This is a genomic window from Mycobacterium botniense (genome assembly GCF_010723305.1).
GTDB classification, from domain to species: domain Bacteria; phylum Actinomycetota; class Actinomycetes; order Mycobacteriales; family Mycobacteriaceae; genus Mycobacterium; species Mycobacterium botniense.
Genome location: NZ_BLKW01000004.1, coordinates 2,019,105 through 2,042,340, shown reverse-complemented (window position 1 = coordinate 2,042,340; position 23,236 = coordinate 2,019,105). Strand labels below are relative to the sequence as shown.

20 protein-coding genes, 2 tRNA genes and 1 pseudogene are annotated in these 23,236 nt (G+C 65.7%); 14 read left to right on the top strand and 9 right to left on the bottom strand.

The genetic code is table 11. From position 1 onward, the window contains the following. Positions 1-79: 79 nt before the first annotated feature. A pseudogene (locus G6N08_RS19395) lies at positions 80-1,048 on the bottom strand (MFS transporter); the annotation flags it as partial. A gap of 267 nt (positions 1,049-1,315) precedes the next feature. Between G6N08_RS19395 and G6N08_RS19390 the strand changes: the two are divergent. From G6N08_RS19390 to G6N08_RS19375, 4 genes are all read left to right on the top strand, one after another. Further along, complete coding sequence (locus tag G6N08_RS19390; RefSeq protein ID WP_163760189.1) at positions 1,316-2,095, top strand: fumarylacetoacetate hydrolase family protein; 780 nt, start codon at positions 1,316-1,318, stop codon at positions 2,093-2,095. After that, entirely contained in the window at positions 2,092-3,564 is a 1,473-nt protein-coding gene (gene gltX / locus G6N08_RS19385) for a glutamate--tRNA ligase (protein WP_163760185.1), read from the top strand. Before G6N08_RS19390 ends, gltX begins: the two co-directional genes overlap by 4 nt. A gap of 115 nt (positions 3,565-3,679) precedes the next feature. Continuing rightward, positions 3,680-3,751, top strand: a tRNA-Gln gene (locus tag G6N08_RS19380). Positions 3,752-3,833: 82 nt separating this feature from the next. Next, positions 3,834-3,909: transfer RNA gene (locus G6N08_RS19375), tRNA-Glu, on the top strand. A gap of 61 nt (positions 3,910-3,970) precedes the next feature. Here G6N08_RS19375 and G6N08_RS19370 read toward each other — a convergent pair. Together G6N08_RS19370 and G6N08_RS19365 are read right to left on the bottom strand one after the other, a co-directional pair. Further along, positions 3,971-4,477, bottom strand: coding sequence for a pyridoxamine 5'-phosphate oxidase family protein (locus tag G6N08_RS19370; RefSeq protein WP_163760182.1), 507 nt, complete (start codon positions 4,475-4,477; stop codon positions 3,971-3,973). A gap of 131 nt (positions 4,478-4,608) precedes the next feature. Further along, positions 4,609-5,310, bottom strand: coding sequence for an IclR family transcriptional regulator (locus tag G6N08_RS19365; protein ID WP_163760179.1), 702 nt, complete (start codon positions 5,308-5,310; stop codon positions 4,609-4,611). Between the two features lie 67 nt (positions 5,311-5,377). On the opposite strand from G6N08_RS19365, the gene leuC reads away from it, so the two are divergent. From leuC to G6N08_RS19350, 3 genes are all read left to right on the top strand, one after another. Next, the gene (gene leuC / locus G6N08_RS19360) at positions 5,378-6,796 is read left to right on the top strand and encodes a 3-isopropylmalate dehydratase large subunit (RefSeq protein ID WP_163760176.1); all 1,419 of its coding nucleotides are present in this window, start codon (positions 5,378-5,380) and stop codon (positions 6,794-6,796) included. A gap of 22 nt (positions 6,797-6,818) precedes the next feature. Further along, complete coding sequence (gene leuD / locus G6N08_RS19355; RefSeq protein WP_163760173.1) at positions 6,819-7,415, top strand: 3-isopropylmalate dehydratase small subunit; 597 nt, start codon at positions 6,819-6,821, stop codon at positions 7,413-7,415. A 200-nt stretch (positions 7,416-7,615) separates the two neighbouring features. Continuing rightward, positions 7,616-8,200, top strand: coding sequence for an HU family DNA-binding protein (locus G6N08_RS19350; RefSeq protein ID WP_163760170.1), 585 nt, complete (start codon positions 7,616-7,618; stop codon positions 8,198-8,200). Positions 8,201-8,258: 58 nt separating this feature from the next. Here G6N08_RS19350 and mutT1 read toward each other — a convergent pair whose 3' ends face one another. The 3 genes from mutT1 to cofC all read right to left on the bottom strand — a co-directional run bounded on the left by mutT1 (position 8,259) and on the right by cofC (position 12,243). Then, positions 8,259-9,164, bottom strand: a complete 906-nt coding sequence (gene mutT1 / locus G6N08_RS19345; RefSeq protein WP_163760912.1) for an 8-oxo-(d)GTP phosphatase MutT1 — start codon at positions 9,162-9,164, stop codon at positions 8,259-8,261. Between the two features lie 97 nt (positions 9,165-9,261). Then, positions 9,262-11,448: an RNA degradosome polyphosphate kinase gene (locus G6N08_RS19340; RefSeq protein WP_163760166.1), complete on the bottom strand. Its 2,187-nt coding sequence runs from the start codon at positions 11,446-11,448 to the stop codon at positions 9,262-9,264. 105 nt (positions 11,449-11,553) lie between these two features. Then, positions 11,554-12,243: a 2-phospho-L-lactate guanylyltransferase gene (gene cofC, locus G6N08_RS19335; RefSeq protein WP_163760164.1), complete on the bottom strand. Its 690-nt coding sequence runs from the start codon at positions 12,241-12,243 to the stop codon at positions 11,554-11,556. Between the two features lie 129 nt (positions 12,244-12,372). Between cofC and G6N08_RS19330 the strand changes: the two genes are divergently transcribed. Continuing rightward, positions 12,373-13,383: an NAD(P)H-dependent glycerol-3-phosphate dehydrogenase gene (locus G6N08_RS19330; protein WP_163760161.1), complete on the top strand. Its 1,011-nt coding sequence runs from the start codon at positions 12,373-12,375 to the stop codon at positions 13,381-13,383. 114 nt (positions 13,384-13,497) lie between these two features. Beyond that, positions 13,498-14,586: a D-alanine--D-alanine ligase family protein gene (locus G6N08_RS19325; RefSeq protein ID WP_246216877.1), complete on the top strand. Its 1,089-nt coding sequence runs from the start codon at positions 13,498-13,500 to the stop codon at positions 14,584-14,586. A gap of 166 nt (positions 14,587-14,752) precedes the next feature. On the opposite strand, the gene G6N08_RS19320 is transcribed toward G6N08_RS19325, so the two are convergent. Next, positions 14,753-15,295, bottom strand: a complete 543-nt coding sequence (locus G6N08_RS19320) for a DUF3515 domain-containing protein (RefSeq protein WP_163760153.1) — start codon at positions 15,293-15,295, stop codon at positions 14,753-14,755. Positions 15,296-15,429: 134 nt separating this feature from the next. Here G6N08_RS19320 and G6N08_RS19315 point away from each other — a divergent pair, with 134 nt between their 5' ends. After that, positions 15,430-16,398, top strand: coding sequence for a thiamine-phosphate kinase (locus G6N08_RS19315; protein WP_308494718.1), 969 nt, complete (start codon positions 15,430-15,432; stop codon positions 16,396-16,398). A 108-nt stretch (positions 16,399-16,506) separates the two neighbouring features. Continuing rightward, entirely contained in the window at positions 16,507-17,190 is a 684-nt protein-coding gene (locus G6N08_RS19310) for a uracil-DNA glycosylase (protein WP_163760149.1), read from the top strand. A gap of 66 nt (positions 17,191-17,256) precedes the next feature. On the opposite strand, the gene rpmB is transcribed toward G6N08_RS19310, so the two are convergent. Further along, positions 17,257-17,451 carry a 50S ribosomal protein L28 gene (gene rpmB / locus G6N08_RS19305; RefSeq protein ID WP_163760146.1) on the bottom strand — a complete coding sequence of 65 codons (195 nt, stop codon included), beginning with the start codon at positions 17,449-17,451 and terminating at the stop codon, positions 17,257-17,259. 258 nt (positions 17,452-17,709) lie between these two features. Here rpmB and G6N08_RS19300 point away from each other — a divergent pair, with 258 nt between their 5' ends. From G6N08_RS19300 to G6N08_RS19290, 3 genes are read left to right on the top strand one after another with little or no spacing between them, the layout of a single operon-like run. Beyond that, positions 17,710-19,344 (top strand): DAK2 domain-containing protein, encoded by a 1,635-nt coding sequence (locus G6N08_RS19300; protein WP_218033412.1) that lies wholly within the window; start codon positions 17,710-17,712, stop codon positions 19,342-19,344. A 2-nt stretch (positions 19,345-19,346) separates the two neighbouring features. Further along, positions 19,347-21,584 (top strand): ATP-dependent DNA helicase RecG, encoded by a 2,238-nt coding sequence (recG, locus tag G6N08_RS19295; protein WP_163760140.1) that lies wholly within the window; start codon positions 19,347-19,349, stop codon positions 21,582-21,584. A gap of 46 nt (positions 21,585-21,630) precedes the next feature. Further along, on the top strand, positions 21,631-22,344 hold the full coding sequence (locus tag G6N08_RS19290; protein WP_163760137.1) for an HNH endonuclease family protein: 714 nt from the start codon (positions 21,631-21,633) through the stop codon (positions 22,342-22,344). 41 nt (positions 22,345-22,385) lie between these two features. Here the strand turns inward: G6N08_RS19290 and G6N08_RS19285 are convergent, their stop codons facing one another. Beyond that, positions 22,386-23,231, bottom strand: coding sequence for an aldo/keto reductase (locus G6N08_RS19285; RefSeq protein ID WP_163760133.1), 846 nt, complete (start codon positions 23,229-23,231; stop codon positions 22,386-22,388). Positions 23,232-23,236 lie beyond the last annotated feature (5 nt).

Here is a 23,236-nt window from a genome sequence, read left to right as displayed (position 1 = left end):
TCAGCGCACCGAACACCGGCGGCCCCGCAGCTGCGGTCAACCGCTGGGTGGTGTTTTGAATGCCCAGTGCGCGACCACTCCAGAACGGGCCGGCGAACTCGGTAATCGCGGTGGACTCCAAGCCGTTGTCGAGTACTGCCAGCACTGCGACCACCACCATGATGGTCTCGGCCAGTGGCGATCCCAGCCGATCGGCGAGACCCAGCGACATCATCGTCACGGTGACGGCGATCGCGATCACGCGGACGGGCCGCATCCGCGAGGCCACGCGGTCAGACCAGCGGCCGACCACAATGCGGCCCAAGCCGCCCAGCAGCTGGGAGACGGTGACCAGGGCGCCTGCTGAGGCGATCGACCAGTTATGGGCAGTGATCAGCCAGACCAGCATGAACGTGACGGTCACACACTGGGGCATCATCAGCAGCGACGAAACCGCGTGAATTCGCCACAGGATCGACGTCCCGCGGTACGGGCTGGCCAGCTCTTCGACAGTGGCTGTCTCGCGCGCTTTCCGCGGCGGGTCGATCACCCCGATGGCGCAGGCCACCGCCGACACTGAGCACACCAGTGCCGGAAACATCAGCCCGGCACTGGGGCCGCGTTCCGCCAGCTCGGGAATTATCAAGGCGCCCAGTGCGATTCCTAAGGGCTGCGCGGCCTGGCGAATGCCCATCGCCAGGCCGCGCTGATGCGGGGGAAACCAGCCGGCCACCAGCCGGCCGCCGGCGGTATTACAGCTGGCGGCCGCCATACCCCCGACGAACAGCAATGCCCCGATGGCCAGCAGAGAATGCACCGAGGCCGCGGCATAGGCCGCGCCTGCAGTGAGTGCTGAGCCCAGCGTGAGCACGATCCGCTCCCCGACGCGGTCCAGCGCGTACCCCCAGGCGATCAGGGTCGCCACCATGCCGAAGCTCGGCATCGATGACAGCAAACCTGCTTCGGCGAGCGGGGTGCCCTGTTCGGCCTCCAGCGCGGGAATCAGGAACGCGACACCGTTGATGAAAACGAAAGCGCAGGACGTCGCCCCCAGCGAGATGGCCACCATCGACCAGCGCGCGCCCGTACCGATCGCTTCGGTTGGCATCCACTCATGCTGTCACACGCATCTGATCGGCCACAGTCATGCGCGTCAGCGCGTCGGCGGATGCCGGGGCGCGCCGGCGAGCGGTCTTGGTCAGGGGATACCGCGCAGCATCCGGCACGGGACCGACGAGGCGATTTTGGTGATGACGATGCTCGCGGGGACCGGGAGACGCGGATTCAGCTGGTGCCCGGCGCCGCTGCGCGGGCGGTTGTCGTTAGGCTCGGGCGGGTGCGCCTTGGTCGAATCGCCAGCCCCGACGGTGTAGCCTTCGTCAGCATCGAAGGCGAGCCCGGAGCGATGACTGCCCGCGAGATCGCCGAGCACCCATTCGGCACCCCAACCTTCACAGGCCGTCGCTGGCCGTTGCCCGACGTGCGCCTGCTGGCGCCAACGCTGGCGAGCAAGGTGGTCTGCGTCGGCAAGAACTACGCCGCCCACGTCGCCGAGATGGGCGGAGCAGCGGCGGCCGATCCGGTGATCTTCCTCAAGCCCAATACCGCCATCATCGGACCGAATGTGCCGATTCGCTTGCCGGCCAACGCGTCACCGGTGCATTTCGAGGGCGAGCTGGGGCTCGTGATCAGCCGGCCGTGTAAGGACGTGCCCGCCGCTCGGGCCGCCGAGAACATCCTCGGCTACACCATCGGCAATGATGTGACGGCCCGCGATCAGCAACAGGCTGACGGTCAATGGACCCGGGCCAAAGGACATGACACCTTTTGTCCGGTTGGGCCGTGGATCGCCACCGACCTCGACCCGGCCGACCTCGAATTGCGGACGGAGGTTAACGGCGACGTCAAGCAACGCAGTCGTACCTCGCTGATGATCCACGATATCGGTGCGATCGTGGAATGGATCTCGTCGGTGATGACGTTGTTGCCCGGAGATCTCATCCTCACCGGAACACCCGACGGTGTCGGTCCCCTCGAACACGGCGACACCGTGGCTGTGTCCATCGAGGGCATCGGTACTCTGACTAATCCTGTTGTGCGCAAAGGAAAGTCGTGAGATCAGCGGCACGTGTGCGAGTCCGGTTCTGTCCGTCGCCCACCGGGGTTCCCCATGTCGGGCTGATCCGTACCGCCTTGTTCAACTGGGCCTATGCGCGGCATACCGGCGGTACTTTTGTCTTCCGGGTCGAGGACACCGACCCCGGGCGTGACAGCGAGGAAAGCTACCTCGCGCTGCTCGACGCGCTGCGCTGGCTGGGTTTGAATTGGGACGAGGGCCCAGAGGTCGGCGGGCCCTACGGTCCTTACCGGCAGTCGCAGCGCACGGACATCTACCGCGACGTGGTGGCGCGGCTGCTCGACGCGGGCGAAGCTTACCAGGCTTTTTCGACGCCGGAGGAGGTCGAGGCCCGTCACATCGCGGCGGGACGCAATCCCAAGCTGGGTTATGACAACTTCGATCGGGACCTGACCGACGCTCAGCGCGCGGCCTACCTGGCCGAGGGCCGCAAACCGGTGATACGGCTGCGGATGCCTGACGAAGATCTCGGCTGGCACGATCTGGTGCGCGGACCGATGACGTTCGCGGCAGGCACCATACCCGATTTCGCGTTGACCCGTGCCAGTGGGGATCCGTTGTACACATTGGTCAACCCGGTTGACGACGCGCTGATGAAGATCACCCACGTGCTACGCGGCGAGGATCTGCTGCCGTCAACCCCGCGCCAGATCGCGCTGTATCAGGCCCTGATGCGTATCGGAGTTGCCGATCAGATTCCCCAATTTGCACACCTGCCAACGGTCTTGGGAGAGGGCACCAAGAAGTTGTCGAAACGCGATCCGCAGTCGAACCTGTTCGTTCATCGCGAACGGGGTTTCATTCCGGAAGGACTCCTCAATTACCTTGCCCTGCTGGGTTGGTCGATCGCTGATGACCGTGACGTGTTCAGCCTCGAGGAGATGGTGGCCGCATTCGATGTCGTGGATGTCAACGCAAACCCGGCCCGGTTTGACCAGAAAAAGGCCGACGCGATCAATGCCGAGCATATTCGTCTGCTCGACGCAGAGGAGTTCACCGCCAGGTTGCGTGAGTACTTCTCCGCACACGGCTATCATCTGGGCGTCGACGAGGCCGGTTTTGCGGTGGCGGCCCGCCTGGTTCAGACCCGCATCGTCGTGCTCGGCGACGCATGGGGTCTGCTGAAGTTCCTCAACGACGACGAGTACGCCATCGACCCGCAGGCCGCCGCCAGGGAGCTGGGGTCACACGCCGGCCCGGTGCTCGACACTGCCCTTACAGCCTTGGCGGGTCTCGACGACTGGGCTGCCACCGAGATCGAGGCTGTCCTGAAAGGTGCACTCGTGGACGGGCTCGGACTTCAGGCCCGCAAGGCGTTCGGTCCGATCCGCGTCGCCACCACCGGAACAGCTGTCAGCCCGCCGTTGTTTGAATCGCTGGAACTGCTTGGCCGCGAGCGCACCCTGCGGCGGCTGCGGTCGGCCCGACAGTGGACCGGGCACCCCTGAACCACACCGACGGTTTTGGTAATCTGCACGTCGGCCCGACCAGTCGGCAGCAGGGATTCGCGCGGGTGTGCGTGTGAGCCTAAAATAGGCTCTGAACAGTGGTTTTAACAGCAGATGGGGTATGGTGTAATTGGCAACACAGCTGATTCTGGTTCAGCCGTTCTAGGTTCGAGTCCTGGTACCCCAGCAAGATCTGGTGGCCGCACGCGATGAGGTGGGCACCTCCAGGTGGGTCCGCGTGGGTTATGCTGGCAGCTCAGATCGGTTCCGGCCCCGTCGTCTAGCGGCCTAGGACGCCGCCCTCTCACGGCGGTAGCGTGGGTTCGAATCCCATCGGGGCTACCACACCGGCTGTGGCGAGCCGTTGCACACCAGTTCAGTTCGCGTGCCGAGGTGTTCTGGTGGGCTATCGTGCCCCTGCGGTGGGGGCGGTCGAGCCGCCGACGGGCATGGGTGGCAGGCCGAGCTTGCGGTGATCCCAGGAGCGGGTGCGACGGGTAATGATGCGTACCCCGATGCGGTTGTGCATCATCTGGTCGATCGCCGGCTTCATGGCGTCGCTGTAGGGGCCGGTGTAGCGCTCGAACACGCTGACCCCCAGCCGGAAGAGCGTATCGGGGTTTTCGACGATCTCGGCGACGCCTTCAAAGGAAACGCCGCGAAGCGTGTCATAGGTGTCGCCGTCTTCGATCAGGAAGCTCACCCGTGGATCGCGCCGAAGATTGACCGCCTTCTGGGACTTAGCCTTGGTTTCCAGCCAGATCTCGCCGTCCAGTACGCCGTACCACATCGCGGTCAGATGCGGCTGTCCGCCGGGGCCGATGGTGGCCAGCGTGCCGGTGCGGCTACGTGCCACGAACTCGGCGATCTCGGATTCCGACATCACAATCTGTGCGCGCTGATTCGTTCCCATGGCGTCAGTCTCTCAGGTCGTCGTGACCACTGCTGATGTGGTGACCCTGCGGGCGCCAAACCGCTGGTTTTACAGCCGGGCGCAGAGTCGGGTCGCGGGCGCAATTGCCGATGCGACGGTATGCGATGCGATCACAGGCGTTCAGTGAGCGCCTCGGCTGCTGCCAAGAGGTCAGCGGCCCATCGTGCCCCGGGCCGCCGGCCCATCCGATCGATCGGGCCGGACACCGAGATGGCGGCGATCACCTGGCCGTTCGCGTCGCGGACCGGGGCCGACACACTGGCCACCCCAGGCTCTCGTTCGGCAACGCTTTGGGCCCATCCGCGCCGGCGAACCTCGGCCAGCGCGTGCTCACTGAACTTCGCCGCCGGCAGCACAGCCTGCTGGGTGGCGGTATCGCTATATGCCAGCAGCACTTTTGCACCCGAGCCCGCCGTCATGGGCAGGCGTGCTCCTACCGGAACCGTATCGCGAAGGCCGGCAGGTGGTTCCAGTGCGGCCACGCACACCCGTGTGGTGCCCTCACGCCGGTACAACTGCACGCTTTCCCCGGTGGTCTCACGCAGCTGGGGCAGCACCACCGCGCCCGCGGCCAATAACGGGTCGTCGATATGGGCGGCCAATTCAGTGATCGCAGGGCCCAGCTGCCACCGGCCCTCATCGTCACGCGCCAGGAGGCGATGACGTTCCAGCCCCACCGCCAGCCGATGCGCAGTCGCTCGGGGCAAGCCGGTGCGATCACACAGTTCCGCCAATGCGCAGGGGGACTCGGCGATGGTGTGCAGCACACCCACTGCTTTGTCGAGGACGCCGATACCGCTATGCTGTCTCACAGATAGATACTAACGTCTCATATTTTGAGATACAATCGGGCGAGCAAGCGAGCGAATCGAGGCGAAGATGGCAACCGGCACCCGCAAACCGCGCACGCTGGCGCACAAGATCTGGGATGACCATGTGGTGGCACCCGGTGACGGCGGGCCGGACCTCATTTACATCGACCTGCACCTGATCCACGAGGTGACCAGTCCACAGGCGTTCGACGGGTTGCGGTTAGCCGGGCGCCGGGTACGACGGCCCGACCTGACCCTGGCTACCGAGGACCACAATGTGCCCACCGTTGACATCGACAAGCCGATCGCCGATCCGGTCTCGCGCACCCAGGTCGAAACACTGCGGCGCAATTGCGCCGAATTCGGTATCCGCCTGCATCCGATGGGCGATAGCGAACAAGGCATCGTCCATGTCGTCGGGCCACAGTTGGGCTTAACCCAACCGGGCATGACGATCGTGTGCGGGGACAGCCACACCTCGACCCACGGCGCATTCGGCGCCTTGGCAATGGGAATCGGCACGTCCGAGGTCGAGCACGTGCTGGCCACTCAGACGCTGCCGCTGTCACCGTTCAAGACAATGGCAGTCAACGTGGAGGGACAGCTACCCCCCGGCGTGACCGCAAAAGACATCATTTTGGCGCTGATCGCCAAAATCGGAACCGGCGGCGGACAGGGCCACGTCATCGAATACCGGGGCAGTGCCATCGAGTCGTTGTCGATGGAAGGCCGGATGACGGTCTGCAATATGAGCATCGAAGCCGGTGCCCGGGCAGGGATGGTGGCGCCGGATGCGACCACATACGAATTCTTGCGCGGCCGCCCGCACGCACCCACAGGCGCGGAGTGGGATGCCGCAATCGGATACTGGGAGCAGCTGCGTACCGACCCCGGTGCCGAATTCGACACCGAGGTTGACTTGGACGCGGCCGCCTTGAGCCCGTTTGTCACCTGGGGAACGAATCCCGCTCAGGGGGTCCCATTGTCTGGTGCCGTTCCGGATCCGCAGCTCATGGCCGATGACGCCGAGCGCCAAGCTGCGGAGAAGGCGTTGGCATACATGGACCTTCGACCCGGCACGCCCATGCGTGACATCCGGGTTGACGCGGTTTTCGTCGGATCGTGCACGAACGGCCGGATCGAGGACCTGCGCGCGGTGGCCGAAGTATTGCGTGGCCGCAAGGTGGCTGACGATGTGCGGATGTTAATCGTGCCGGGTTCGATGCGGGTCCGCGCGCAGGCCGAGGCCGAAGGGCTGGACGAAATCTTCATTGCCGCGGGCGCCCAGTGGCGCCAGCCGGGCTGCTCCATGTGCCTTGGGATGAACCCCGATCAGCTCGCCCCGGGCGAACGTTGCGCCGCAACGTCCAACCGCAACTTCGAAGGGCGGCAGGGCAAGGGTGGCCGGACGCATTTGGTGTCGCCGGCGGTGGCCGCGGCCACCGCCGTGCGTGGCAGGCTGTGCGCTCCCACCGACTTGGATTGACACCGCGGGATAGGAGACGAAGATGGAAGCTTTTCGCGCCCATACCGGTATCGGCGTGCCGCTGCGACGGTCAAATGTCGACACCGATCAGATCATTCCTGCGGTCTATTTGAAACGTGTCACCCGCACCGGTTTTGCGGACGGTTTGTTCGCCGCCTGGCGGGCCGATCCGGGATTTGTGCTCAATCTCACTCCCTTTGACCGCGGTTCTGTGCTGGTCGCTGGACCCGACTTCGGCACTGGATCCTCGCGTGAACACGCGGTCTGGGCGCTAATGGACTACGGGTTCCGGGTGGTGATCTCATCCCGGTTCGGCGACATTTTCCGTGGGAACGCGGGCAAGGCCGGGCTGTTGGCTGCCCAAGTTGCCCAAGATCATGTGGAACTTCTCTGGCGGTTGATCGAGCAGAGTCCGGGATTGGAAATCACTGCCAATCTTCAAGATCGAAAAATCACCGCTGGAACGGTGGTGGTGCCGTTCACGATTGACGACTACACCGCCTGGCGGCTACTGGAAGGGCTTGACGATATAGCCCTTACGCTGCGAAAACTCGACCAAATCGAGTCGTTCGAAGCGGATCGGCCGGCCTTCAAACCGCGTACCCTGCCAACCCGCTGAGGGGCCGATCTAGGCCGAATTCCGGCTCGGCAGCGAGGCATTCTCCGGGCTGACCAACCGATCAAGGGCGGCAACCGGATTGCAAAAAACTTGATGATAGCCCATTGAAATTGGGCGTGGCTCTTGGAAATCAGCCGGGTTAGGGTTTACCGTGTCCTCTAGTCGGTTCTACACGAGGACCGCTGGTTTCGGAGGTTTGCATGAACAAAGCAGAGCTCATCGACGTACTCACACAGAAATTGGGCTCAGACCGTCGGACGGCAACCGCCGCCGTCGAGAATGTCGTCGACACCATTGTGCGCGCCGTGTACGCAGGTGACAGCGTCACGATTACCGGTTTCGGCGTGTTCGAGCGGCGCCGCCGCGCGGCTCGGGTCGCCCGTAATCCGCGCACGGGCGAAACTGTGCGAGTGAAGCCGACGTCGGTTCCCGCATTCCGGCCGGGTGCGCAATTCAAAGCAGTTGTCTCTGGCGCGCAGCGCCTCCCGGCGGAAGGCCCGGCCGTCAAACGCGGTGTAATGGCGAGCGGGGCTCGGAAAGCGGTGAAGAAGGCGCCGGCCAAGAAGGCTGCCAGGCCGGCGGCACGAAAGGCCGCGACAAAGGCTCCGGCCCGCAAGTCGACGGCCAAGAAGGCACCGGCTACCAAGGCGGTCAAATCAACGGCCAAAAAAACGGCGGCCAAAGCGGTGAAGAAAGCCACCAAGGCAACTAAGGCCCCGGCCAAGCGGACCACCGCGAAAAGGGCTCCCGCCAAGAGGGCCACGGCCCGCCGCGGTCGCAAATAACCAGAAGGGGCATCAACACGCACACACCCTTCGGCCTCTGCCGAAGGGTGTGTGCGTGCTATCTCGCCGTCTTGTCCGGCAGCGCGCTACCGATATGGTCGGCCGCCACCAAGTGACCTGCGGCCAGCGAAAGTACCCAGGTACTGCCTTTGCGATTTCGTGACTTGTCCGGCCGTATCCCGTCGCGGGCACACCACCAAGCGATCAGGTCTGGAATCACCTCACCTTGCGTACATATCACCGGTGTGCTGCCTTGGGCGGCGATCTCGATGACTCGGCGTCGTCCGCGTTTGGGGTTCTCCGCATAAGCTTCCGCCGTCAGGGTGGGCTCGTTGCCGATGACCACACCGAGTTCTGCGGCCAGCGGTTCCACCGTCTGGTGGCAACGGACCTTGTCGGCGGCGTACACATCGGTAGCGCCGAATGCCAGCAGCTGTCCCACCAGAGCTTCTGCCTGCGCACGGCCCTTCTTGTCCAGCGGACGCATGGCGTCGTCTCCGCGGAAGCGGGACTTGCTGCCGGCGGTCCCATGCCGCACGATCAGGACAGTTTGGGTATCGGCCGGATATTCCGCGAACCGGCGCAACACTTTTCGATCCCGATTATAGGAGAGTTTTTGAGCTGCTTCGGGCACCGGGAGCCACAGCAGTTCATCGACCTCGTGGCTGGGGGTGAACTCTCCTCCGAGGCTGCGTGCGGCCCAATAACGCACCCTTTTGACGCCCTGCCCGACCGGGTATCTGACGGTGTGGATGCGACGTCCCAAATGTGCACGGTGACCGGTCTCCTCCAAGACTTCCCGCACCGCCGTGACCGGCTCGGTTTCGCCGAGATCGATTTTGCCTTTGGGCAGCGACCAGTCGTCATAGCGGGGGCGATGGATGAGCGCGATCTCGGCCGCGTCGTCAAAGGGGCCGGGCCGCCAGAGCACCGCGCCGGCCGCACGAATGGTACGACCCGCCATGCGCTGTTCATCCAGCGAGGTCTGGGTCGACACCTTCACTCCTGCAGGTCGATTCGGGCTTTCCGTGGCCTTGGGTCTAGCCGGGGATCACGCCGGGTCAGGCACTGCGATGGCGCTCCATCAGCGAAACTTGGTGGTCGCGTACGGTGTGACCAGCCTGCGGTGAAGCAGTCCACACTCCGTCTGGTCCGAGTTCCCAGCACCGGGTAGCCGGGTCCAGTGCCGACTCGAACACCTCGTCCAGCTGAGCGGTGAGCCTGGGGTCTTTGACCTGAACCAGCGCTTCCACCCGCCGGTCCAGGTTCCGGTGCATCATATCGGCGCTGCCGATCCAGAACTCGTTGATCGCCCGGAAGTGGAAGATCCGCGAGTGCTCGAGGAAGCGGCCGAGAATTGAACGCACCGAGATGTTGTCGGAATAGCCTTTCGCACCGGGACGCAGCGCGCAGATGCCGCGTACGACGACTTCGACCGGCACGCCCGCCTGTGACGCGCGGTAGAGGGCGTCGATGACTTGCTCGTCGACGAGCGCATTGAGTTTAAACCGGATCCGCCCGTTGCCGGTTTCGTGGTGGGCGACAACCTCGCGCTCGATGCGGTCGATGATGCCGGTGCGAATCCCGTGTGGGGCCACCAGCAGGTTGCGATAAGCAACCTTGCGTGAATAGCCGGTGAGCGAGTTGAACAGATCGGTCAGATCGGCGCCGATGTCAGGAGCCGCCGTCAGCAGGCCGAGGTCTTCGTAGAGTCGCGCGGTCTTGCTGTTGTAATTGCCCGTTCCGATATGGCAGTAGCGGCGGATCGCCGGGCCCTCGCGCCGCACCACCAGGGCGGTTTTGCAGTGCGTTTTGAGGCCGACCAGCCCGTAGGCGACGTGTACGCCTGCCTGCTCGAGGGCACGTGCCCACCGGATATTGGCCTGCTCGTCGAACCGTGCCTTGATTTCGACGAGAGCCACCACCTGCTTTCCGGCTTCGGCGGCGTCGATCAGCGCGCGAACGATCGGCGAATCACCTGAAGTGCGGTACAGCGTTTGTTTGATCGCCAGAACGTTGGGATCGGCGGCGGCCTGCTCGATGAATCGCTGCACGCTCGTGGAGAACGAGTCGTAGGGGTGATGCACCAGCACATCGCCCTCGCGCAGTGTCGCGAAGATGCTTTTGGGGGTCTCGCGCTCAGCGAAGGCCGGATGGGTGGCCGGCACGAACGGCCGGTCTTTGAGATCTGGCCGTTCCAGGTCATAGATCTGCCACAATGACGACAGGTCGAGAAGTCCGGGTACCTCGATAACGTCGCTGGGGTGCACGTCGAGTTCACGCAGCAGCAGCTCCAGCATGTGTTCGGTCATGTCATCGGAGATTTCGAGGCGGACCGGTGACCCAAAACGCCGACGCGCCAGTTCGCGTTCGAGTGCCTGCAGCAGATCCTCGTCGCGATCTTCTTCCACCTCGAAGTCGGCGTTGCGGGTGATGCGGAACACGTGGTGCTCGACAATTTCCATGCCGGGGAACAGCACCGGAAGAAACGCCGCGATCAGTTCTTCCATCGGCAAAAACCGCACCGTGGACTTCCCGTCTGCACCCACGCCGCCACCGAGTTCGACGAAGCGATCAACGTTGTCGGGCACCTTGACCCGGGCGAAATGCTGGCCGCCGTCGTCAGGCTTTTTCACCGTGACAGCCAAGTTCAGGCTCAGCCCGCTGACGAACGGGAACGGATGGGCCGGGTCGACGGCGAGCGGTGTCAGGACCGGGAACACCTGCTCATGAAAATAGGTCGACAGCTGGTCCCGGTCGGCCTGGTTCAGATCTGCCCACGTGACGATGTGGATTCCTTCTTCGGCGAGCGCGGGCCGCACTGAATCGAGGAACACACGTGCGTGGCGGGTGGCGATCTGCTGGGTTTGCTCGCCGATACGGCGCAGTTGCTCACGCGGGGTCAAGCCGTCAGCGGAGCGGACCGACAGCCCCATTTGGTCGCGGCGCTTGAGCCCGGCGACACGAACCATATAGAACTCGTCGAGATTGGACGCGAAAATCGCCAAAAACCTGGCGCGTTCCAGCAGGGGCAGTGATGTGTCCGCGGCCAGTGCCAGCACGCGGGCATTGAAGTCCAGCCAGCTCAGCTCTCGGTTGAGATAGCGATCCTCCGGAAGCCGCTCGTCAACCACCGTCGTGGTGGCAGCAGGTGGTGCCTCGGGGGCTGAGTCCCCGGGATGCCACACGGTTTCGCCGGGTCGCGTCTCAGCGTCGATTTCGGTCACCCTGCGATCATTGCTCATCATCCGGCGGTGCTGCTACCGCTGGACCGACATCGATGCGCAGTCGGTATAGAGGGCAGCGGTAACCGAGTGCCGTCGTCACCGGCGCGCGGCCGTGGTCACGAAACATCACTGCCGTGGCGGTTGCCTGGCCTGAGCAGGATGCGCATACCCGGCGGCGAGAGCCCGGGCCGTGGCGGCGCCGACACCAAGACGGCGGGCGACGGCAAGGTCGTCGGGTGTGTCGATATCGCATCGCAGCCCCGGCCAGGCACCGGTGAGCTCCACCGCTCCCGAACGCCGGTGACGGGCCGCGGAATCCGGCCCGAACTGCGGATCGAGCAAAGTCCCGAATGCGCACAGTGCGGTTGTCCCGGTGCCCCAGCGGTCGGCGACGAAGCTGCGCGGATACCGACGCGCGGCGGAAATTGCCTCACTTAGCTCCTGCGTTTGTAACGCCGGCAAATCACCTTGCAGCACAACGATATTGGCTACCGATTCGGCAACCACGCGCTCAGCGACGGTGATCGCATTGTTCAGCGGGTTATGATGTCCCGCGGGTGTGGGATCGGCTAATACCGTGGCTCCCAGCTCGGTTGCCGCAGCCGCGGCTGCATCGTCGGGTGTGATGACCGTGACCGAGTGCAGCGCTGCAACGCCGCCCGCCGCGGTGAGAGTATCGATCAACATACCCAGCACCACCGCCTCGCGGGTTGGCGCGGAGAAGACGGGCGCCAGCCTGGTCTTGGCGGCAGCCAGCCGCTTGACGGCGATAATCAAGCCGACGTCACCCTGACCGTCGGCCTGTGTGCCGCGCATGACGTCATCCTGCCAGCGCGGGGGCGAGGGCTGAGACGAGGCCCGGAACGGCTGGACGCGTTCCCGCCGTTTTCCGGCCCGGTGCCGCCGGGCTAGTGTGTAGCGCCGGCCAGGCGAATCGACAAGGGGGTGGCGAATATGGCCAGCGCGACAGCGGTGATGGGCGCCGGCGCGTGGGGCACCGCGCTGGCCAAGGTGCTGGTCGACGCCGGTGGCGAGGTGAGGCTCTGGGCGCGGCGGGCCGACCTCGCTGCACAGATCAATGCCACCCGGTGCAACCCCGACTACCTGCCCGGTGTGCGGTTGCCCACCGGTGTACACGCCACCGCCGACGCGGCCGAGGCGCTCAGCGGGGCCTCGACGGTGTTGCTGGGAGTTCCCGCGCAGACGATGCGGGGCAATCTCGAGCGGTGGACCGGTTTGTTCGCCGACGGCGCCACCTTGGTGAGCCTGGCCAAGGGCATCGAGCTGGGCACCTTGATGCGGATGAGTCAGGTCATCGTCTCGGTCACCGGTGTGGATCCGGAGCAGGTCGCGGTGATTTCCGGGCCGAACCTGGCCAGCGAGATCGCCGCGGGGCAGCCGGCGGCCACCGTCGTCGCGTGTAGCGACTCCGGCCGCGCGATCGCCTTGCAGCGCGCATTGAGCTGCAAGTATTTCCGGCCGTACACCAACGCTGATGTGATCGGCACCGAGGTGGGCGGCGCCTGCAAGAACGTCATCGCGCTGGCGTGCGGGATGGCGGCCGGTGTCGGTCTTGGGGAGAACACCGCAGCGGCCATCATCACCCGGGGGCTGGCGGAGATCATGCGGCTCGGGGTCGCGCTCGGCGCCAAAACCACAACGCTGGCGGGTTTGGCGGGGGTGGGGGACCTGGTGGCCACCTGCACCTCGCCGCACTCGCGCAACCGGTCCTTCGGCAAGCTTTTGGGCGCGGGCGAGAGCATGCAATCCGCGCTGCGGGCGTGGGACGGCCACGTCGTCGAAGGGGTCGCCTCGTGCGAGTCGGTGCTCGCGCTGGCGTCCAGTTACGACGTCGAGATGCCGCTCACCGACGCCGTGCACCGGGTCTGCCACCAGGGACTGTCCGTCGACGAGGCAGTCGTGTTGCTGCTGGGGCGCAGCACAAAGCCCGAATAGCGCGGGTGAGCGGGTAAGGCGGGGCGCAAACGGTAGCCTCTCTAGGTTGTGAGCGCCAGCCAGCCGCCGACCACCGCTGGTCCTGCCGGGTCGGGCACGTCGTGCGGCGGCCGCATCCGGGTGGCTGTCGTGTTCGGCGGCCGCAGCAATGAACACGCTATTTCCTGCGTCTCGGCCGGCAGCATCGTGCGCAACCTGGACCCCGAACGCTTCGAGGTGATCCCGATCGGTATCACGCGGGAGGGCGCCTGGGTGCTCAGCGACGCCGACCCCGACACGCTGGCCATCATTGACGGGCAGTTGCCGGAGGTCAGGGCTACATCGCCAACCCCGCTGACATTGGTGCATGATCTGCGCCGGCGCGGTCAGTTGGTGTCGTTGGCTCAGGGCGGCGACATCTTGGCTGTCGTCGATGTCGTGTTCCCGGTGCTGCACGGCCGCTACGGCGAGGACGGCACCATCCAGGGTCTGCTTGAGCTGGCGGGTGTGCCCTACGTGGGCGCCGGGGTACTGGCCAGCGCCGTGGGCATGGACAAGGAATTCACCAAGACACTGCTGGCGGCCGCAGGGCTGCCGGTCGGCGCACATGCGGTGCTGCGGCCGGCGCAGCACACGCTGCCACCCGAAGAGCGCCAGCGGCTGGGGTTACCGGTTTTCGTCAAACCCGCGCGCGGTGGTTCGTCGATCGGTATCAGCCGGGTCACGAATTGGGACCAGCTGCCCGCGGCGATTGCCGACGCTCGCCGCCACGATTCCAAGGTGCTCGTCGAAGCCGCTGTCACTGGCCGCGAACTTGAATGCGGCGTGCTTGAATACGCCGACGGCACGGTACAAGCCAGTGTTATCGGGGAGATTCGGGTAGCCGGGGTAGGAGGACGTGAAGACTCCTTTTACGACTTCACCACCAAATATCTCGACGATGGTGCCGAGCTGGACGTGCCCGCCAAGGTTGACGACGACATCAGCGACGCGGTGCGCGACATGGCGGTAGCGGCGTTCAAGGCTATCGACTGCCAGGGCCTGGCCCGGGTGGACTTCTTCCTGACCGACGATGGGCCGCTGATCAACGAAGTCAACACCATGCCGGGGTTCACCACTATTTCGATGTACCCGCGGATGTGGGCCGCCAGCGGCGTCGACTACCCCACGCTGTTGGCCACGATGGTCGAGACGGCGCTGGCACGCGGGGCGGGTCTTCGTTAGCCCGGATCCGTGGTCTTGACTGAGCCACCAATATCTCACTCGCCCAGATCGTGTCGTCACGTCGTCTTTGCCGGCGTTGTCGTGACGGGATCCGATGCGACAGCCGTGTCTTGTCGATGGCGTAGCGCCCCGGGCTCACCTGGGGCGGTGCCGGTGCCGTCCAGGGTCAGCCCGACGGGGGAGCCGGGCGGATGGGCACGGCGGCAAGGGTGTGGCCGATCAGATCGGAGAGCTCCTGGATGGGCGCCGGCCCGGATCCGGGGGGCAATGTCAGCGCGACATAGACCGGCCGGTCCACCGTGTACCAGGTGCTGCGGCCGGCGTCACCGGCGTGTGGGTCTGTCACCTCGAACCACTGCACCCCGTCGACGACCTGGATGGGCGAGCCCACCACGAAATCGGGCGGGCGGTCCAGTCCGCACCGCAGCACCACGGGCTCACTATCGCGACGCCATGCGGCGGTGCCGGGCGGGGCCGGTTGCGCGGCAGGGGCGCGCGTGTAGTCGCCGAGCCGCTGGGGCAATGCGTCCAGCAGTGCGTGGCAGGCCGGGCTTTGGGCTTGCGGGGCCGGCACACCGGCGATCGTCACCGGTTGCTGTGGGGTGCGCCGCGTGGCAGCTATCGCCAGCATCACCCCGGTCGCGGTGAGAGCCAGCACCACGGCGGCGATCAGCAATACCGGCGGCGGGCCGTCAGAACCAGCCCTCACCCCGCCTCCTCGCCAAAGCCCGGCATGACCTCACGCATACACTTCACCCCGGCTGGCCGCATGCGCAGAACAAACCCTACCCACCCGGCGGTGCCGGGATTCCGCCGGCCATCGGCCGGCCGGACGGAGGTGAAGTGAGCATCAGCGAACCGAGGCCTACACTGGCTCAGCTCGGTGAGTTCGGCATGATCGACCGACTGGTACAGGGCCGACGCCAGCCCGGCCAGGTGGTGATCGGCCCCGGCGACGACGCGGCTCTGGTCTTCGCCGGCGACGGTCGGGTCCTGGTGTCGACCGATATGCTCGTGCAGGGCCGCCACTTCCGCTTGGACTGGGCGACACCGCATGACGTCGGCCGTAAGGCCGTCGCGCAGAACGCGGCGGATATCGAGGCAATGGGCGGGCGGGTCATCGGTTTCGTCGTCGGGTTCGGGGCTCCCGCCGACACGCCGGCACCACAGGTCAGCGCGCTGGCAGACGGCATGTGGGACGAGGCGCGCATGCTCGGCGCCGGCATTGTCGGCGGTGACCTGGTGGACTGCCCGCAGTGGGTTGTCTCGGTCACCGTGCTGGGCGATGTGCCGGGCCGGGCCCCGGTGCTGCGCGCCGGGGCCCGGCCCGGATCGGTCATTGCCGTCACCGGTGAGCTCGGGGTCTCCGCAGCAGGATATGCTTTGTGGCGCAATGGAATCGAAGGGTTCGACGAGTTGCGCCGTCGGCACCTGGTGCCGCGGCCTCCGTACGGGCAGGGCCGTGCAGCCGCCGAGGCCGGAGCGGAGGCGATGATCGACGTGTCCGACGGCCTGCTGGCCGACCTGCGCCACGTCGCCCAGGCTTCCGGCGTGACGATCAGCGTGTCCACCGACGCGCTTGCTCCCGATCGCGAAGCGCTGCAGCCGGCTGCCGAGATGGTAGGCGCCAACGCGTGGTCGTGGGTGCTCAGCGGGGGAGAGGACCACGCGTTGGCCGCGGCGTTCGCCGGGCACGTCCCGGCGGGCTGGCGGATCGTCGGCCGGGTGCTCGACGGACCGCCCAGCGTGCTGATCGACGACAAAGAGTGGAACGGGTACACGGGCTGGCAGTCGTTCCTGTCGTCGGGTTGATGCACCCGACGCTGAGCCGCGAGGAGGAGGCGCGCAGATGGGCAAATCGCCGGTTGTTCACACACCGCCCACCACGGCCACGGTGATGCCGCCGGCGGCGGGGCCGCTATGACGCCCCGCCCGCTCCGTGAACTCGTCGACGAGGGCTGGGCGAAAGCCCTGGAACCCGTTGGTGACCAGGTCGCCACGATGGGGCGGTTTTTGCGTGCTGAGCTCGCCGCAGGTCGCGGCTATCTGCCTTCGGGGCAGAATGTGTTGCGGGCCTTCACATTTCCTTTCGATCACGTGCGGGTACTCATCGTGGGCCAGGACCCGTATCCGACACCCGGGCACGCGGTGGGGCTCAGTTTCTCGGTAGCTCCGCACGTGCGCCCGCTGCCGCGCAGCCTGGAGAACATCTTCACCGAATACGCCAGCGACCTGGGCTATCCGCTGCCCTCATCCGGAGACCTCACACCGTGGGCACAGCGCGGCGTCCTATTGCTCAACAGAGTGCTGACGGTGCAACCGGGTAACCCCGCGTCGCATCGAGGCAAGGGCTGGGAGCCGGTCACCGAATGCGCCATTCGCGCCCTGGTGGATCGCCGGCAACCGATGGTGGCCATCCTGTGGGGCCGTGACGCCGGCACGCTCAAGCCGATGTTGACGACGGGCAAGTGCATGGTGATCGAGTCGCCGCATCCCTCGCCGCTGTCGGCCTCGCGGGGATTCTTCGGCTCTCGCCCGTTCAGCCGCGCTAATGAGTTGCTCGAGCAGATGGGGGCGGAACCGGTCGATTGGCGGTTGCCTTGATCAGGTGCTGCGCCTTCTGCTCAGCGGGGCCGGCCGAGCATCTCGGCTCGTCACCGGCAGCGTCCTCTACCCGCGGCTGACCTTGCCGGCTTTGAGGCACGATGTGCACACGTTGAGCCGCTTCTTGTTGCCGCCCGGACGAGCCACGGCGCGCACCGTCTGGATATTGGGGTCCCACCGGCGGCTGGTGCGTCGGTGGGAGTGCGACACCGATTTGCCGAAGCCGGGGCGCTTCCCGCAGATATCGCACACGGCGGCCATACACAAACTCCTCAACTCATCGACCGCGACAGCTGACGCGGCTGCTCGTCGGACCCTTGCGGTCCCCTCCCGCACCATTCCCAGCGGGCTACCACCGGCCCGGCAACCGGACCAGGATAGCTGTCGCCGCCGGGGAGCGGCAAACCGTCGGCAGCTCGCGGCCGTGTGAGGAGCACTGCTGTCGCCGTGAGTGGTTAGGCTGGCGCCCAGCAGAGGCGGGGCAAGGAGGTGGGATCCGCGGTGACGTCGGATCGTTTGCTGGATGCGTCTGCGCTGCGGGACTGGGCGCATACCGCGGTCAGCGACCTCATTACGCACACCGACGAAATCAACCGCCTCAACGTGTTCCCGGTCGCTGACTCCGATACCGGGACGAACATGCTCTTCACCATGCGTTCAGCGCTGGCAGAAGCCAACTCAGATGCCGGGTCGGGCGATGTCGCGCGGGTCGCCGCCGCGTTGTCAACCGGCGCCTTAAACGGTGCGCGCGGCAACTCCGGTGTCATTTTGTCCCAGATTCTGCGCGGTATCGCCGATAGCACCGCACGTGCTGCCGACGCGGCCGGCGGTGAGCTGGGCGATCTCGACGTGCACGTCCTCGGCGCCGCGCTGCGCCGCGGTGTCGAGCTGGTCATCGCGTCGATGGGAGGCCAGGAGATACCCGGGACCGTCGTGTCGGTGCTGCGAGCCGCTGCCGACGCCGTCGAAGAATGCGCCAACGCCGCAGAAGGGTTGGGCCGGGCCATAACTGCGGCCGCTGACGCAGCGGTCATCGCGCTGGAGAAAACCCCCGAGCAGCTCGACGTGCTGGCTGATGCCGGTGTGGTGGACGCCGGAGGCCGGGGCCTGGTGGTGCTGCTCGACGCGCTGACCGCCACGATTACCGGCCAGGCGCCCACCCGCTCGGTATACGAGCCCGTATCGCGCCCCGCAGCGGCAGATGCGGAGGCCGACCAGCCGGCCCGGCAATTCGAAGTGATGTACTTGCTGGATGGTTGCGACGGCGCTGCAGCGGACGCGCTGCGTCAGCGGCTCGCCCAGCTGGGAGAATCGGTGGCGATCGCGGCCTCGGCATCCGATGCCGGCGATAGTCACTCAGTGCATGTTCATACCGATGATGCGGGTGCCGCCGTGGAAGCCGGGCTTGCGTTCGGCAGGCCGCGCCGCATCCAGATCTCGGCGCTGACCGTCGGCCCCACCAGGCTCCCGCCGGGTAGTTGGACTCGAGAACGCGCGGTGCTGGCCGTCGTCGACGGTGACGGAGCGGCCGAGTTATTCGCCGCTGAGGGCGCCTGTGTGCTGCGGCCCGATCTTCACACCGCCGCCGGGGTCAGTGCACAGCAGTTGCTCCGTGCGGTGGTCGACACCGGTGCAGCGCAGGTGATGGTGTTGCCCAACGGCTATGTGGCCGCCGAGGAACTGGTCGCCGGGTGCACCGCCGCCATCGGCTGGGGTATCGACGTGGTACCGCTGCCGACCGGATCGATGGTGCAGGGCCTGGCCGCGCTCGCCGTGCACGAACCGGATCGTCAGGCCGTCGACGACGGCTACACCATGGCGCAGGCCGTCGGCGCCACCCGGCACGCATCGGTGCGGATCGCGACGGAAAGGGCTCTCACCTGGGCCGGTACCTGCCAACCCGGTGACGGTCTGGGAATCGCCGGCGACGAGGTGCTGATCGTGGCCCCTGATATCGCCTCGGCGGCGACGGGCCTGATCGATCTGCTGCTGGCTTCCGGTGGCGAGTTGGTGACCGTCCTGATGGGGGCCGGCGCCGATACCACTGTGGGCACGATCTGCGAAAAACATGTCCATGACCATCATCCGGGCAGCGAGCTGGTGGCCTATCGCACCGGGCACCGCGGCGATGTGTTGTTGATCGGGGTGGAATAACCGTGGTGACGCTGAGTGACCGGCTCGATTACGTCATCGGGGCCAAAGCCGCCGACTCCCTCGATGAGGTGTTCGGCATCCGCACCGTCGACGACCTGCTGCGCCACTATCCGCGCAGCTACGTCGAGGGCGCCACAATGCGCGGAGCCGGCGACGAGCGGCCACCGGCCGGTGAGCACATCACGCTCGTCGACACGATCACCCACGCCGTGGCGCGCCCGATGAAAAGGAGGACGCAAGCCCCCGCGACGAAACGACGTAAAGACGAGTACCTGGTCATCACGGTGGGCTCCGGGCGCAGCAGGGTGACCGCGACGTTTTTCCACGCGAATTACCTCAAAGAAGAACTCACCGAAGGCACCCGGGTGATGCTGTCGGGAGAAGTCCAATTCTTGCGGGACAGAATGCATCTGACGCATCCCGCCTTTTTGGTCTTGGACTCTCCGCGGGGCCGCAATGTGGGCAGCAGATCGCTGCGCAAGATCGCCGACGCCTCGGAAGCCGTGAGCGGGGAAGTGTTGCTGGAAGCCTTTCAGCGTCGCTTCTACCCTATTTATCCGGCAAGCACCAAACTACAGAGCTGGGACATCTTCGCCTGCGTACGTCAGGTACTCGAGGTCCTCGACCCCGTTCCCGATCCGTTGCCGGAGGCGCTGCGCGCCGAGTTCGGTTTGATCTCCGAAGATCAAGCGCTGCGAGCCATCCACCTCGCCGAGAGTGAGACAGAACGACGACTCGCCTATGAGCGGTTGACCTTCGACGAAGCCGTCGGCCTGCAGTGGGCGCTGATCGCGCGTCGGCACAGCGAACTCGCGCAATCAGGCCTGTCGGCACCGCCGCGCCCGGACGGTCTTGCACAAGAGTTGTTGCAGTGCTTGCCTTTTGAACTGACAACAGGGCAACGTCGCGTACTGAAGGTACTGTCTGACGAACTCGCGGCGGCGCGCCCGATGAACCGGTTGCTGCAAGGTGAAGTCGGCTCGGGTAAAACGATAGTCGCCGTTCTCGCCATGCTCCAGATGGTCGACGCGGGCTATCAGTGTGCGCTCCTTGCTCCAACAGAAGTACTTGCTACACAACATTTTCGGTCAATTACCGATATCCTCGGACCACTGGGGATGGCCGGTCAGCTCGGCGGCGCCGCGGGTGCCACCCGGGTTGCGTTGCTCACGGGCTCGATGTCGCCGGCGCAGAAGAAACAGGTCCGCGCCGAAATAGCAAGCGGCGAGGCCGGTATCGTCATCGGCACCCATGCGCTGCTGCAGGATGCCGTGGAGTTTCACCGGCTGGGGATGGTCGTGGTCGACGAGCAGCACCGATTCGGTGTTGAGCAGCGAGATCAATTGCGCGCGAAGGCCCCTGCCGGTAAAACACCTCACCTGCTGGTGATGACCGCGACGCCGATACCGCGCACCGTTGCGCTTACCGTCTACGGTGATCTGGAAACGTCGACGCTGCGGGAGCTTCCCCGAGGACGCCAGCCGATCAGCACCACCGCGATCTTCGTCAGGGACAAGCCGGCCTGGCTCGACCGGGCATGGCAGCGCATCGTCGAGGAGGTCGCTGCCGGGCGCCAGGCCTACGTGGTGGCACCGCGCATCGACGAAAACGACGAGCCCCCGGAGCCGGGTGCCCGGCCGTCGGCGACAGCGCAAGACCTGTACGTCCGGCTGGCTCGCAACGAGTTGGCGGGCCTGCGGCTCGGGCTCATGCACGGGCGGCTGCCCGCGGAGGAGAAGGATGCCGTGATGGCCGCCTTCCGGTCCGGAAAGGTTGATGTGCTGGTATGCACCACCGTGATTGAGGTCGGTGTGGACGTCCCGAACGCGACCGTCATGGTGGTGATGGACGCCGACCGATTCGGAGTCAGCCAGTTACATCAGCTGCGGGGCCGGATCGGCCGGGGTACACATCCGAGCCTGTGTCTGCTCGCCACCTGGGCCTCGCCGGGATCGGCAGCGGGCCGCCGGGTGCAAGCCGTCGCCGACACCCTGGACGGGTTCGCACTCGCCGACTTGGACCTGAAGGAACGTCGCGAAGGAGATGTGCTGGGCCGCAACCAGTCCGGTCGTGCGCTTACCCTGAGGCTGCTGTCGCTGGCAGACCACCGCGAGATCATCGAGGCTGCGCGGGACTTTTGCACCCGGGCTTACGCAGCAGAACCTGCCCATCCCGGATTGGCACAGCTGGCAGCGCGATTCACCGACAACGACCGTATCGAGTACCTGGACAAGTCGTGACTGCCGGCAGCGGCGCAGACCGAAGTGGCCTTAAGGAGCGGCGTTTGTGAACCGCAAAGCGTTACTATGGCTTTCGTTGATCGCAGCTGTCGCTGTGATAGTCGCCTACCAGGCGGTGAGGGGATCAGCGGGCGACCGACCGGATCAGTTCGGTGCACGGGCCGACATCCCCACCGTGCAACCCGGCTCCGACGTCCTCGCCGGAATTACGGTGGTGCCGCAGCGGATCCGTCGTTACGACTACCGCCGCGCGGCGTTCGGCGACGCCTGGGACGATGATAACGACGCACCCGGCGGGCACAACGGTTGCGATACGCGCGATGACATTCTCAACCGAGATCTCGTCGACAAGACGTATGTGTCAACCAAGCGCTGTCCCGACGCCGTCGCCACCGGTATCCTGCATGACCCCTACACCAATGCCACGGTTGTGTTCCAGCGGGGCGCCCGGGTCGGTGCCTCGGTGCAGATCGACCACATCGTTCCGCTGGCCTACGCCTGGGACATGGGCGCCTACGACTGGCCGTATCGGCGGCGGCTGCGTTTCGCCAACGACCCGGCCAATCTGCTGGCGGTCGCCGGGCAAGCCAACGAGGACAAAAGCGACGCGCAGCCCGCAGTGTGGATGCCGCCCAACAAAGCATTTTGGTGTCAGTATTCGATGCAGTACATCGCGGTGCTGCGCGGTTATGAGCTGCCGGTTGACCAGCCGTCAGCCGATGTGTTGCGGCAGGCGGCAGCGACGTGCCCGACGGGTTAGATTCCGGCCGCCGGCGCTACCCGGCCGGCACGGGTCGGGGGCTAGACCCCCGTATAGGTCAGCGGATCCTCGCGCACCCGCGTGCCGTCGTTGAGCCCGTTGAGCGCGTTCATATGTTCGGCGGCCAACTCGAAATCGAACACATCGAAGTTGCTGGCGATACGTTCGGGTTTGCCCGAGCGAAAGATGACCGAATTGCCCAATTGCAGGTTCCATCGCAGCAGCACCTGTGCGGGTGTGCGCGCATATTCGGCGGCGATGGATGTCACCGTGGGGTGCGTCAGCAGCCTGCCCAGTGCGAGCGGGCTGTAGGCCTGGGTGACGACATTGTGCTGGGCATTGGCCTTGCGCAGGTCGGCCTGGTTGAGCAGGGGGTGCAATTCGATCTGGTTCACCGCGGGCACGACGAAAGCCAGGTCGATGACGGTCGTCAGGTGCTCTTCGGTGAAATTGGACACCCCGATGGAGCGGGCATGGCCTTCCCCGCGGGACTGGATCATCCCGCCCCAGCTGTCCACGTACTTGCCCAGCTGCGGTGCGGGCCAATGCATCAGGTACAGGTCGACGTAGTCCAGGCCAAGCCGCTCCAAACTGGCTTTGCACGCATCCTGGGAGGTGGTGAAGCCCTGGTCGGCTGTGGCCAGCTTGGTGGTGACGAACAATTCGGCGCGGGGAATCCCCGAGGCCGCGATCGCGCGGCCCACGGCGGCCTCGTTGCCATACACCGCGGCGGTGTCGATCAGCCGGCAGCCGATTTCCAGCGCCGCCGACACCGCACGCTCGGTTTCGCTGTCTGACAACTCTGCGACGCCCAGACCGAGCACCGGCATCGTGTTCTCATCATTGAGTGCGACGGAGGGGACCATGGCGCCCGACTCGCCAGTCACGTGAT